Here is a 13,326-nt window from a genome sequence, read left to right on the forward strand (position 1 = left end):
ATAAAAGCGTCACACGACGCTTTTATTTTTAGGAGAAATTAATGTCTAAGCAAGATTACGAAAATGGATTAAAAGTTCGCACAGAAGTAATGGGAGAAGCTTTTGTAAAACGTGCTCAGGATAATACCGTTCCATTTACCCAGCCTTTACAAGACTGGATTAATGAACATGCATGGGGTTCGACTTGGCAACGTGAAGGTGTGTTACCACGTAAATATCGTTCATTAATTACTTTAGCAATGTTAACCGCACTTAAGTCACCAACAGAACTTAAAGGTCATGTCCGTGGTGCGCTCAACAATGGCTGTACTGTTGAAGAAATTCAAGAAACGTTATTGCATAGTCTGCCATATTGCGGCGCCCCTGCTACTCAAGAAGCCTTTCGTGCGGCTTTAGAAGTGATTCAAGAATACCAACAAAAATAACGTTAAAAGAGCCAGAGTCGGACTGGCTCTTTTTAATCTAATTTAATTTGGTCGAATGAATTTGAAACTTCCGATCATCAATCACAATGGCCTGCCGACAAATTCCTTCTACTTGACGTTGCTTTTCAAAAATCGCCACAGGCATAGGCTCAAAGCTATCAAAAAAGCAAATTTCATTTGAGTCTATAGAATAAATGAGCGACTGATTCCCTACATTTTCTAATGTGTCGTAATAGACAATGACCATTTTTCCATTTTGAATTGCAGTTTGAATATCCTGATAGCTCAGCGCTGGTCCAGTTGGTATTTTTAGAACTTTTGCTTCTTTATAGCTCATTCGTTCGCTTGTACTAATATTAGGGTCTACATCTGAATGAAATGACACGTCAAAACCAAATTTCTTTAAAGCAACAGCTAAAGCAATGGTATAAGTGCCATCTTCATCATATCGACAAACTTTGATCAGCTCAGCAATATCAATTTGTATCCCATGGTGATGTAGCACCATCCAAACCGCAAAAACCCCACAGTTTGCTTCGAGGTTCGCTAATGCTTGGGGAATATTTACTGCCATAATTTAAATCTATAAAGATAATTAAGCAGATAATAAACAAAACTGGATTGGCACTAAAAGCTTTTCGAAGTACAATGTTGCGCTAGTCGAGGGATGCTGCGACAAATGATCGGTACTAAAGATCAATTTGCCAGGCTCGACAATCGGTTAAACACTCGTTTTAACCAACAACGGCATCCGCGAACATAATGATCAATTTTTATTTTTAATTAAGGAGATCGTAATGAACGCGGTTAATGCTTCATTTACAGATTATAAAGTTGCTGACATTTCACTTGCTGACTACGGTCGTAAAGAAATCAAACTTGCTGAAGCAGAAATGCCAGCTCTAATTGGTTTACGTAAACGTTATGCAGCGTCTAAACCACTTGCTGGTGCAAAAATCCTTGGTTGTATTCACATGACCATTCAAACAGCGGTTCTTATTGAAACGCTTGTTGAATTAGGTGCTGAAGTTCGTTGGACTTCATGTAACATTTTCTCGACTCAAGACCATGCTGCTGCTGCAATTGCTGCTCGCGGTATTCCTGTTTTTGCTTGGAAAGGCGAAACTGAAGAAGAATATGTATGGTGCCTTGAACAACAAGTTAATGTTAATGGCCAGCCTTGGGATGCCAACATGATCTTGGATGATGGCGGTGATTTAACTGCTCTTGTTCATGAAAAATACCCTGCTCTTTTAGAACGCATTCACGGTATTACTGAAGAAACAACTACAGGTGTTCAGCGTCTTATCGAAATGTGGAAAGACGGTTCTTTGAAAGTTCCTGCTATTAACGTAAATGACTCAGTTACTAAATCTAAAAACGACAACAAATATGGTTGCCGTCATTCATTAAATGATGCAATCAAACGCGCAACTGACATGCTTTTGTCTGGCCGTCGTGCGCTTGTTATCGGTTATGGCGACGTTGGTAAAGGTTCTGCTCAATCTTTACGTCAAGAAGGCATGATTGTTCGTGTAACTGAAGTTGACCCAATTTGTGCAATGCAAGCATGTATGGACGGCTATGAAGTTGTATCTCCATACAAAAACGGCGTACAAACAGGCAAAAAAGAAGATATTAACCAAGACTTACTTGGCAACACTGACCTTGTTGTAACGACTACTGGTAACTACCACGTATGTGATGCTGCAATGTTAGATAGCTTAAAAGCTGGTGCAGTTGTATGTAACATCGGTCACTTCGACACAGAAATCGACACAGCTTATTTACGCGGTTACAAGTGGGTTGAAGTTAAGCCACAAGTTCACCAAGTTTATCGCTCAGAAGATGAAAATAACTACCTCATTCTTCTTTCTGAAGGTCGCCTTGTAAACCTAGGTAATGCAACTGGTCACCCATCACGCGTAATGGATGGTTCTTTTGCTAACCAAGTTTTAGGTCAAATTCACTTATTCCAAGAGAAATTTGCTGATCTTCCTGCAAACGAAAAAACTGCAAAAATTCGTGTAGAAGTTCTTCCTAAGAAACTTGACGAAGAAGTTGCTGCGGCAATGGTTGCAGGTTTTGGTGGTGTACTTACTCAATTAACTCAAGAGCAAGCTGGCTATTTAGGTGTTGCTGTTGAGGGACCATTCAAGTCTGACGCATACAAATACTAAGAACTTAAGGGCAGACGGTGAACCGTCTGCCCTTTTTTCTAAAAATATTGTTTCGCTGTTTACAAGGATTTGACATGACTAAACGTATACCCATTTCTTTTGAGTTTTTCCCACCGAAAACTGATGCAGGTGCTGAAAAACTTCGTATTGTTCATCAAGAATTACAACTATTAAATCCAGATTTCTTCTCGATTACTTATGGTGCTGGTGGTTCTACTCGCGAACGTACTCTTGCTGCTATTGACGATTTCAATGGTAAAGGTACACCTGTTGCACCTCACCTTTCGTGCATTGGTGATGATAAAGCGCGTATTGCTGAGTTACTAGATTTATATAAAGCTCAAGGCATTAACCGTATTGTCGCTTTACGTGGTGACTTACCTTCTGGTCAAGTCGGACTTGGCGAACTTCCTTATGCTCAAGATTTAGTACGTTTCATTCGTGAGCATTCAGGTGATCATTTCCATATTGAAGTTGCAGCTTATCCAGAAATGCACCCTCAAGCTGAGAACCTTGATTCAGATATCCAACGTTTTATTGAAAAAGTTCAAGCTGGCGCTAATGCTGGAATTACTCAATTTTTCTTCAATCCAGATTCATACTTTTACTTTATAGAGCGTTTGGCAAAAGCTGGTGTTAATATTCCGGTAGCGCCTGGCATCATGCCAATTACTAATGCAAGTAATTTAATTCGCTTTGCAGATGGTACGGGTGCTGAAATTCCTCGCTGGATTCGTAAGCAGTTACAAGCTTATGGCGATGACAGTAACAGTATCAAAGCTTTTGGTCATGAAGTTGTTGTTAAGCTCAGTGAACGCCTGATTGCAGGTGGTGCACCAAGCTTACATTTCTATTCAATGAATCAAGTCGAACCAACTCGTCAACTCGTCGTTGATCTTGGTTTAAATTAATTTTGTAAGGCGTACCCAATGAATCGTTTTTTTATCGAAACTGAACTTACAGTTGACTCAACAATTCAACTGACTGAATCGGTATTCCATCATTGGGTGCGTGTTTTACGTGCACAATTACAAGAACAAGCTATTCTCTTTAATGGTCAAGGTGGTGAATATATAGCAACACTGACCGAAATTAATAAAAAAAATGCGTTTGTCACACTTGAATCTTTTAACCCGTCTAATCGTAGTGCCCCTTTTAAAGCTGTTCTTGGTCAAGTCATGAGTAAAGGTGATCGAATGGATTATGCCATTCAGAAAGCCACTGAACTTGGCGTAAGTAAAATTCAGTTATTGACCAGCGAACGCTGTGAAATGCGCTTAAAATACGATCGAGATCAAAAAAAATTAGATCATTGGCAAGCTGTTGCGATTGCCGCTTGTGAGCAATGTGGACTTAACCTAGTTCCGGAAGTTTTAGCACCCATTTCTCTAAGTGAATGGTTAAGTTCTTCGGAACTTCCGGCATCGAAATTTGTTTTAGCACCAGAAAAAGAACAAAAAGATGTATTAGCAGGTATACAACCTGAACTTGCTTTACTGATTGGACCAGAAGGCGGTTTAAGTGAAAATGAAATTACTCAAGCCAATCAAGCTGGTTTTATGAACTGGTGTATTGGTGACCGTGTATTACGTACAGAAACTGCACCTGTAGTTGCCTTGTCTATTTTAAATTATCGATTTTTATCCACCTAAGTTCATTGAACATTGATTAAATCATTATTTAAAGTTAATTTACTTTTATTGTATGAGTAAAATTTCAAATTTTTTATCACTGATAAATCAGATTCTTTCTGTATATATGTAAAAAAATAGGATAGAAAAATCTTATGTCTGGGCTTCAGGAAGAATATCTACAACATCAAACAAAAGTTGAACAGCTAAGACTTTCAATACAATATATCCGCTGGTATTTGATTAGTCTGATACTGCTATGCCTCATTTCCTATGCCATTTTTTCATATTATTTTTCAACTTCAATAACAACTTTTACTTGGTCTATCGGTTTTACAATTATCTTTCTTATTTGCTTATTGTTTATTCCCAATATTTTAACTCATTATCGCACGACTCATTTTGCTAAAAAATCTGATCTTACCCTTCAAGCTATTTGCCTTATTTCGGGAATTTTACTTGGAATCAATATTACTATTATCCATTTTTATCTTCCTCCCGAGTTAGTAACCGTACCAGATGCCCATATCTTGATTGCCTTATTTATTACTTCGGCTCATATCATTGGCCTTACTTTTTTAACACAACAACCCCGATATTTTTATCTCTTATTTATTCCCAGCACGTTACCACTATTAATCGCTCAATTTACGCACCAACCCATTACTGAGTTACCATTTTATTTCGCCTATAACCTTGCCTTTGTAGCGACCATACTTTGTGCATATGCAACTCAACGTAATTATCAAAAGATTTCACAACTTCTCTTTAAAAATAAACAGCTTGTAAAAATTTCAGATCAACATACTCAATGGGCTGAAGAATTATGTGTTCAACTTCAACAAGAAGTGAATAAGTCGAAAGATATCGAAGCTCAGCTTCAGTTTAATAATCACTTACTGGAACAAAAGGTACGTGAACGAACCTATGATCTCACTAAAATGAATGAGCAACTCGAAAGCCATCATTACAATTTAGCTTTTGCTCATGAAACTGCTGGAATTCGACCATGGGACTGGGACATTGAAAATCAAAAATTAGAAATTACTTTTTTTGATCAACAAAAGCAGTCTCAAACAACAGTTATTCACCTCAATACCATTTTAGAACGTATACATCCAAGTGATAAAAAACTTTTTGATGAGCGCTTAAAGCAACATCTAGAAGGAATTACAGATCATTTTAATATAAATTTCAGGATTTTACGTCAAGATGGTTCATGGCGATGGATTCACGATGTAGGAAGAGTTATTACTCGAGATCCAAAAACACAAAAAGCGCTTCGTATGGTTGGAATGACCCGAAATATACATCAAGAAAAAAAAGATCAGGAGCATTTAAGACTATCGGCAATTGTGCTTGAGCAAGCAGCAGAAGGGATATTTATTTTAGATGACCGTCTGAACTACATTGATATTAATCCTTACTATGAAAAATTAACCGGCTTTTCTAAACCAGAATTATTAAATAAAGAATTATTTAGCATTGCAATTAACCAAAAAGAGCAACAACAGCAATTTCATAGCTCAATTACACAGCAGCTTCTTGAGACGGGAGAGTATATAGGTCAATTTGATGAAAAATTTACTTCAGGCAAAGGCGTATATTTATGGCTACATATCAATGTAGTCAAAGATGAATTTAATCAGATCACAAATTATATTGGATTTGCACGGGATCTCACTGAACAAAAACGCCAAGAGCAACACTTATCTTATTTAAAAAATTACGATAGTCTCACCCACTTGCCTAATCGTCTTTACTACTACAATCAACTACATCAATATCTGGTAAACCCCTCATATAACATTAAAAATTTAGCCCTAATACGCGTTAATATTGACCGTTTTCGAGCTTTTAATGAATTTTTAAATAATGATAGTGGTGATGAACTACTTAAACAGTTTGCGCAGCGATTGCGCTTAATCAATATCAATGCAATGTTGGTTGCCTATTTAAATGGTGATGATTTTGCAATTATTTATGAAATTTCTCCAATTCATCCAAATATTGAACAATATTGCCAGAATATTTTACAAGCACTTAATGCACCCTTTTACATTGATAATCAAGAATATTTTATTACTGCATCTATTGGTGTAGCATGTTTTCCAGAGCATGGTCGACAAATTGATCATCTCAACAATCATGCTGAACAAGCACTTTCAGAAGCAAAACGCTTAGGAGGCAATACCATTTCTTACTATTCTAATAAAACAGACCATGCATATAAAACTGCCGATTTAGAACAAGAATTACGTAAAGCTATTCAAAATGATGAATTTGTAGTTTATTACCAACCCAAAATTAATCTAAACGATCAATCAGTTATAGGTTTTGAAGCATTAATTCGTTGGCAACACCCTGAAAAGGGATTAGTTATGCCAAATATGTTTATCCCTTTTGCCGAACGTAGTAGCCTAATTTCAGACATTGGCAAAGTCGTTTTAGATAAAGTAGGGAAACAACTCCAAGAGTGGAAATCTCAACACTACACAAATATTCAAGTCTCGGTAAATATTGTTGCCCAGCAAATACATCGAGGCTTATTACTCAATGATATTGATGAAATTTTACAGAAATATCATATAGATGGTGCAGACCTTGAGCTTGAAATTACTGAGTCTGCACTCTTAGATAATACAGACAATGTAAAGACCTTATTGCATGCTATAAAACAAAGAGATATTTCAATTGCTCTTGATGACTTTGGCACAGGCTATTCATCTTTAGCTTATCTAACAGAATATCCTATTGATGTATTAAAAATTGATCGTGCCTTTATTTCTAAAATTGGTGATCACAAACAAGAAGCCATAGTAAATGCCATGATCGCCATGGGTAAAAGCATGGGGCTCAAATTGGTTGCTGAGGGTGTAGAAACAAAAGAACAAGTGATCTACCTACAAAAACAGCAATGTGATTTTTTACAAGGCTATTTCTTTAGTCGCCCAATCCCTCCTGAACAGGTTATCCCTTATCTACAAACCAATCCGCCTATTTCTTAATTGCTCTAACAGACTATTTTACATATAGCGCTTTTTCCAAAAATGAGCTTTTTTGACTGTGAGAAATAAAGAAGTAGTGTTATATTCTTTAGCATTTAGCTCACTACAGGGCTATTGGCAATTCGTCTACTATTCTCTTAATTGGTAAAAAATTAAGCATAGTAAAAGAATAGAGTTGCCTTCTCCCTGAATGAGTGATTTGACTAGTTTGCTTTTTTGTATCAAATAGAGACTCAGATGGACGATCAATCTTTAAAACAGGCCGCTTTAAATTACCACGAATACCCAAATCCAGGGAAAATCAGCGTCACCCCAAGTAAGCAACTTGTCAACCAACGAGATTTGGCTCTAGCCTACTCACCAGGCGTTGCTGCGCCATGTTTAGAGATTGAACGTGATCCTTCAACTGCTGCTAAATATACTGCACGCGGAAACTTGGTTGCTGTAGTAACTAACGGTACAGCCGTTCTTGGTTTAGGTAATATTGGCCCATTGGCTTCTAAACCTGTAATGGAAGGTAAAGGCGTTCTCTTCAAGAAGTTTGCTGGTGTAGATGTATTTGACATCGAAATTGCAGAAAACGATCCAGATAAAATTGTAGATATTGTAGCCTCTCTTGAGCCAACTTTCGGTGGTATCAACCTCGAAGACATTAAAGCACCAGAATGTTTCTATATTGAAAAGAAACTTCGTGAACGCATGAAAATTCCTGTATTCCATGACGATCAACATGGTACAAGTATTATTGTAGGTTCAGCTTTGCTCAATGCATTGCAACTTGTAAATAAGAAAATTGATGAAATCAAAATCGTAGCTTCAGGTGCAGGTGCAGCAGCACTTTCATGTTTAGACTTGCTCTGTGCGCTTGGTGCTAAAAAAGAAAATATTATTGTTGCCGATTCTCGTGGTCTATTAACGACTTCGCGTGAAGGCTTAGATGAATCTAAAAAACGTTATGTTCAAGATATTACAGCATCTCAGCTTCATGAAGTAATGAGTGGTGCTGATATGTTCTTGGGTCTTTCTGCTGCTGGTATTCTCACCAAAGAAATGGTGAAACAGATGGCTGAGAACCCTATTATTTTTGCTTTGGCAAACCCAGATCCAGAAATTTTACCTGAACATGCACATGAAGTACGCTCTGATGTCATTATGGCAACTGGTCGTTCTGACTATCCAAACCAAGTAAACAACGCATTATGTTTCCCATACATTTTCCGTGGTGCACTTGACGTTGGTGCAACTACCATTAATGAAGACATGAAAATTGCATGTGTACATGCAATTGCGCGTATGGCTCATGTAGAAGCTGATGCAGCAACATACGGTGAAAAATCTGCTTCATTTGGTCGTGACTATCTAATTCCACGCCCTCTTGATCAACGTTTAATTTTAGAAATTGCACCAGCAGTTGCTAAAGCTGCAATGGATTCAGGCGTAGCAACTCGTCCTATCGAAGATTTCGCTGTATATCGTCAAAAATTGTCTGAGTTTGTATATAACTCTGCGTTCTTGATGAAACCAATTTTTGCTCAAGCAAAAGCTGATCCAAAGCGTATTGCATATGCGGAAGGTGAAGATGAGCGCGTATTACGTGCAGTACAAATTGCTGTTGATGAAGATTTAGCGAAACCAATTTTAGTAGGTCGTACTGCTGTAATTGAGGCAAACATCAAAAAATTAGGCCTACGTTTACAACATGGCGTAAATATTGAAATTGTTGATCAAGAACAAAACCCGATGTATGAAGAGTTTTGGAAAGATTACTATCAAACAATGCAACGCAAAGGCATTACTGTTGAATATGCTCAACGTGAAGCTCGTCGCCGTTCAACTTTAATTGCATCTTTACTGGTTAAATTTGGTAAAGCAGACGGTATGTTATGTGGTACTTACAGTAGCTATAACATTCACCTTGACTTTGTACGCAATGTCATCGGTCTTAAAGAAGGTATGAATAACTTCTTTACGCTAAATGCACTAATGCTTGAAGATCGCAATTTGTTTATTGCAGATACCTATGTAAACACTAACCCGACTGCTGAACAACTTGCTGAAATGACAATTTTAGCTGCTGAAGAAGTACGTCGTTTTGGTATTACTCCACGCGTAGCATTACTTTCTCATTCAAGTTTTGGTAGCGATCAAACAGATTCAAGCGCTCAAAAAATGCGTGAAGTTTACCGCATTTTATCTGAACAAGCTCCTGAACTTGAAGTTGAAGGTGAAATGCATGGTGATGCAGCATTAGATGAAAATATTCGTCAATTTGCATTCCCAGGTTCACGTTTCAAAGGTTCTGCAAACTTGCTTATCATGCCAAATCTTGATGCAGCAAACATTTCATTTAACTTGTTGAAAGCGACTTCTGGTAACAACGTTACTATTGGGCCAATTTTACTAGGTGCTGCTAAACCTGTTCATATTTTAACTCCGACTGCGACTACTCGCCGTCTTATTAATATGACAGCTTTAACTGTTGCTGAAATCCAACAACAAGAAAATTAATTTAGAAACTGCTTTTTACGAAAAGCCCCTCTAATGACTTGAGAAAACCTCTATTCTGTAGCATGATTGCTTGAAGAATAGAGGTTTTTTCATGCAAGTGTATTTAGTAGGCGGTGCCGTCCGAGATTCTCTACTTGGGCATCCCTATCAAGAAAAAGATTATGTTGTGGTCGGAGCAACACCTGAACATATGCTCGCCCAAGGTTTTCAACCTGTAGGGAAAGATTTTCCTGTGTTTCTTCATCCTGAAACTAAAGAAGAATATGCACTTGCGCGAACTGAACGAAAGTCCGGTAAGGGATATCATGGGTTTCAATTTTTTACTGATACCACAGTCAGTTTAGAAGAAGATTTAATTCGCCGTGATTTAACCATCAATGCCATTGCAATGGATCAAGATGGAAATATATATGACCCATACGGCGGACAAGCTGATTTAGAAAATAAAACCTTACGCCATGTTTCAGATGCCTTTGCTGAAGATCCATTACGTGTTTTACGTGTCGCTCGTTTTGCAGCTCGCTATTCTTGCTATGGCTTTCATATTGCCGCTGAAACATTACAGCTCATGCAGACTATGGCTGAATCAGGTGAACTCGATGCATTAACACCAGAGCGGGTATGGAAAGAAACTTCCCGTGCACTTTTAGAAGATCATGCAGATGTGTATTTTCAGACACTACGTGATTGCGGTGCTTTAAAACATCTTTTTCCTGAAATTGACGCATTGTTTGGTGTACCACAGCGACCTGAATATCATCCGGAAGTAGACTGCGGCATACATACCCTAATGTCTTTACAACAAGCTTGTAAGTCAAACTACTCCCTTGATGTTCGGTTTGCTGTTTTAGTACATGATTTGGGTAAAGCATTAACTCCAGTGAACGAACTTCCTCGCCACATCATGCATGAGGAACGTGGCGTGAAACCAGTTACTGCATTATGTGAACGTTTAAAAGTTCCTACTCAAACTCGACAGTTGGCCTTATCGGTGTGCAAAGAGCACTTAAAATGTCATCAGATTATGTCGTTAAAACCCGGAACTGTATGGCGTTTATTACAGCGTCTTGATGTGTTGCGTCGTCCTGAGAGAGTGGAAGCTTTTGTACAGGCATGTGAATGCGATGCTAAAGGAAGACTAGGTTTAGAAAATCGTCCCTATCCTCAAGCTCAGTACATGCTAGATGCGATGCAAGTGGTCCGCTCTATTAAAGTTCATGATTTACCTGAGAACATTAAGGGTGCTGAAATTGGTGAAATGTTAATTCAATATCGTATTGATGCCTTAACTGAATTCAAACACCAATATCAAACCCTCACTCATTCTTAATTTAAGCCAACAAAAAAGCCTCATTACGAGGCTTTTTTATCTTTATTGTTTAGGCAGCGGTATATATTGAGATTGAGTATTTTGGTTTTTTCTTTCCCCAACTGTTACCACAAACTTTTCTTGCTTCCCAGCTCGCTCAACCAGCACATTAATTTCACTATTAGGCGCTTGTAATGCAACATAATTAATCAAATGGGATGCCGAAGTGATTTGTTCATTATTTACCTGAACAATTTTATCTCCCACTTTAATACCCGCTGAAGCTGCTGGTCCACTTTTCAGAACATCCGCAACAACCACACCAATTTGTTGTTTAGGTGCCAATACATCTTCTTGTTTAGGCGGCACTAAACTAATGCCCAACCATCCACGTACAACGCGACCATCTTTCAAAATTGAATTTAATACTTGTTGGCAAATTTTAGCTGGAATTGCAAAACCAATTCCTAAAGAGCCACCTGACTGCGAGAAAATAGCAGTGTTTACCCCGATTAGGTTACCAGCAACATCAATTAATGCCCCACCTGAGTTACCTGGGTTAATTGCAGCATCTGTTTGAATGAAATCTTCATAGGTATTAATACCTAAATCTGAGCGACCTGTTGCGGAAACAATCCCTTGAGTTACCGTTTGTCCTACTCCGAATGGATTACCAATCGCCAAGACAACATCCCCCACTTCATTACCACTGAGCTTAAATGGCAACACGGGTAATTTATCTAAATCGATTTTAATGACTGCCAAGTCTGTGTCAGGATCAGTTCCAACGATAGTTGCTTCCGCACGGCGTCCGTCACGTAATGCAACTACAATTTGGTCGGCCTGAGCAATCACATGATTATTGGTAAGAATATAGCCATCAGCACGAACAATAACCCCTGAGCCTAAACTATTTTCATTTTGCTGTTGTTGTTCAGGAACCTGATTTCCAAAAAATTCGCGGAATACTGGATCACTTAACAATGGATGATTTTGTTTAACTTTCTGGGTCGTAAAAATATTAACAACTGCCGGTGCTGCAACTTTTACCGCAGCACTATAAGACACCACCCTACCTGCTCGTGAAGTATCAACCAATGGTTCAACTTTTTCGGCAGGCATTTGCACCCCATCAACTGCAACAGTTGGTTTCGGCTGATGGTATTTTTGCCATGCAATAAAACTGGCAATTACAATAATAAGTAACACCCAAGGTAACCATGTAAAGGTGCGGCGCACGTTCATATCCTCTACGCAAAGAAGTTTTTAATTAAATTAATATATTGAACAAAAAGAGTTTTCAGTTAAGCATTTTAAATTAAATATATCGATATACATAAAAAACTCAAAAAAGATTTGTCTAGCTTTAGTTACACAACAAAATATGTTTCTATAGCTTTAGCAATTATTTACTACTCAATTCAGGACATATCATGGCGAATTTGCATGAAATTATTCAGTGGTGCGACCAAACCTTAAAAGCAGCAGAGTTTAAAGATTACGCACCGAATGGCCTGCAAATTGAAGGTTCAACTGAAGTAAAACGTATCGTTTGTGCGGTTACTTCTTCCGAAGATGCGATTGATGCAGCGATTACGCAGCATGCCGATCTACTACTTGTACATCATGGTTATTTTTGGAAAGGCGAACCTTACCCAATTACAGGAATGCGCGGCAACCGCATCAAAAAATTAATTCAAAATAATATTTCTTTAGTCGCTTACCACCTACCTTTAGACGCACATCCAACTTTGGGCAACAATGTAGCGATTGCAGAAAAATTAAACTTGCAACATTTAGAACCACTCGATTTAGCCGAAAAACATCCAATTGGTAATATTGGATATTTAGAACAAGCTCTTTCTGTTGAAGATTTTAAGGCAAAACTACAAGACTGTTTTGATTTTAAAGTAATTCATTTGCCAGCCGAAAAAGAAAGCATTCAAAAAGTAGGATTTTGTACGGGTGGTGCTCAAGATTTTATTGCTAAAGCAGCTTTGCAAAACTGTGATGCGTATATTTCAGGCGAAGTCAGTGAACGAACTTTTTATGAAGCAAAAGAATTAGGGGTTCATTATTTTGCTTGTGGTCATCATGCAACCGAACGCTATGGAGTTCAACGTTTAGCACAAGCAATTTCAAAGCAGTTTGCAATTGAAACCGAATATTTTGAATTGAATAATCCGATTTAATTAAGTCTTTTTTTCAATCTGTGTTATGCGTATTAATTAGATCTTTATTGTGTATAGTTCTTTAAAACGATGC

At 37.9% G+C, this 13,326-nt stretch carries 10 protein-coding genes; 8 read left to right on the forward strand and 2 right to left on the reverse strand.

Annotated features, from left to right (window positions below; genetic code table 11):
- Window positions 1-41 precede the first annotated feature (41 nt).
- Entirely contained in the window at window positions 42-425 is a 384-nt protein-coding gene (locus tag I5515_RS02315) for a carboxymuconolactone decarboxylase family protein (protein ID WP_042897233.1), read from the forward strand.
- Between the two features lie 37 nt (window positions 426-462).
- On the opposite strand, the gene I5515_RS02320 is transcribed toward I5515_RS02315, so the two are convergent.
- Window positions 463-999, reverse strand: coding sequence for a cysteine peptidase family C39 domain-containing protein (locus I5515_RS02320; protein WP_199964557.1), 537 nt, complete (start codon window positions 997-999; stop codon window positions 463-465).
- A 223-nt stretch (window positions 1,000-1,222) separates the two neighbouring features.
- Between I5515_RS02320 and ahcY the strand changes: the two genes are divergently transcribed.
- From ahcY to I5515_RS02350, 6 genes are all read left to right on the forward strand, one after another.
- Entirely contained in the window at window positions 1,223-2,605 is a 1,383-nt protein-coding gene (gene ahcY, locus I5515_RS02325; protein ID WP_174759003.1) for an adenosylhomocysteinase, read from the forward strand.
- A 74-nt stretch (window positions 2,606-2,679) separates the two neighbouring features.
- Window positions 2,680-3,516, forward strand: coding sequence for a methylenetetrahydrofolate reductase [NAD(P)H] (gene metF / locus I5515_RS02330; RefSeq protein WP_199964558.1), 837 nt, complete (start codon window positions 2,680-2,682; stop codon window positions 3,514-3,516).
- 18 nt (window positions 3,517-3,534) lie between these two features.
- On the forward strand, window positions 3,535-4,257 hold the full coding sequence (locus I5515_RS02335; RefSeq protein ID WP_199964559.1) for a 16S rRNA (uracil(1498)-N(3))-methyltransferase: 723 nt from the start codon (window positions 3,535-3,537) through the stop codon (window positions 4,255-4,257).
- Window positions 4,258-4,391: 134 nt separating this feature from the next.
- On the forward strand, window positions 4,392-7,244 hold the full coding sequence (locus I5515_RS02340; RefSeq protein ID WP_199964560.1) for a putative bifunctional diguanylate cyclase/phosphodiesterase: 2,853 nt from the start codon (window positions 4,392-4,394) through the stop codon (window positions 7,242-7,244).
- Between the two features lie 237 nt (window positions 7,245-7,481).
- Window positions 7,482-9,752, forward strand: a complete 2,271-nt coding sequence (locus tag I5515_RS02345) for an NADP-dependent malic enzyme (RefSeq protein ID WP_199964561.1) — start codon at window positions 7,482-7,484, stop codon at window positions 9,750-9,752.
- Between the two features lie 91 nt (window positions 9,753-9,843).
- On the forward strand, window positions 9,844-11,082 hold the full coding sequence (locus I5515_RS02350) for a multifunctional CCA addition/repair protein (RefSeq protein WP_199964562.1): 1,239 nt from the start codon (window positions 9,844-9,846) through the stop codon (window positions 11,080-11,082).
- Between the two features lie 42 nt (window positions 11,083-11,124).
- Here the strand turns inward: I5515_RS02350 and I5515_RS02355 are convergent, their stop codons facing one another.
- A complete protein-coding gene (locus I5515_RS02355) occupies window positions 11,125-12,300 on the reverse strand; it encodes a S1C family serine protease (protein WP_199964563.1) in 1,176 nt (391 codons plus the stop codon).
- A gap of 194 nt (window positions 12,301-12,494) precedes the next feature.
- Between I5515_RS02355 and I5515_RS02360 the strand changes: the two genes are divergently transcribed.
- The gene (locus I5515_RS02360) at window positions 12,495-13,253 is read left to right on the forward strand and encodes a Nif3-like dinuclear metal center hexameric protein (RefSeq protein WP_199964564.1); all 759 of its coding nucleotides are present in this window, start codon (window positions 12,495-12,497) and stop codon (window positions 13,251-13,253) included.
- Window positions 13,254-13,326 lie beyond the last annotated feature (73 nt).

Origin of the sequence: Acinetobacter calcoaceticus (assembly GCF_016508255.1) — a bacterium.
Classification (GTDB): Bacteria; Pseudomonadota; Gammaproteobacteria; order Pseudomonadales; family Moraxellaceae; genus Acinetobacter; species Acinetobacter calcoaceticus_E.

What these genes read in the sequence shown, in the direction of transcription:
- I5515_RS02315 (WP_042897233.1), top strand. Translation starts at nt 42, where the DNA reads ATGTCTAAGCAAGATTACGAAAATGGATTAAAAGTTCGCACAGAAGTA.
- I5515_RS02340 (WP_199964560.1), top strand. Translation starts at nt 4,392, where the DNA reads ATGTCTGGGCTTCAGGAAGAATATCTACAACATCAAACAAAAGTTGAA.
- ahcY (WP_174759003.1), top strand. Translation starts at nt 1,223, where the DNA reads ATGAACGCGGTTAATGCTTCATTTACAGATTATAAAGTTGCTGACATT.
- I5515_RS02350 (WP_199964562.1), top strand. Translation starts at nt 9,844, where the DNA reads ATGCAAGTGTATTTAGTAGGCGGTGCCGTCCGAGATTCTCTACTTGGG.
- I5515_RS02335 (WP_199964559.1), top strand. Translation starts at nt 3,535, where the DNA reads ATGAATCGTTTTTTTATCGAAACTGAACTTACAGTTGACTCAACAATT.
- I5515_RS02360 (WP_199964564.1), top strand. Translation starts at nt 12,495, where the DNA reads ATGGCGAATTTGCATGAAATTATTCAGTGGTGCGACCAAACCTTAAAA.
- I5515_RS02345 (WP_199964561.1), top strand. Translation starts at nt 7,482, where the DNA reads ATGGACGATCAATCTTTAAAACAGGCCGCTTTAAATTACCACGAATAC.
- I5515_RS02320 (WP_199964557.1), bottom strand. Translation starts at nt 999, where the DNA reads ATGGCAGTAAATATTCCCCAAGCATTAGCGAACCTCGAAGCAAACTGT.
- metF (WP_199964558.1), top strand. Translation starts at nt 2,680, where the DNA reads ATGACTAAACGTATACCCATTTCTTTTGAGTTTTTCCCACCGAAAACT.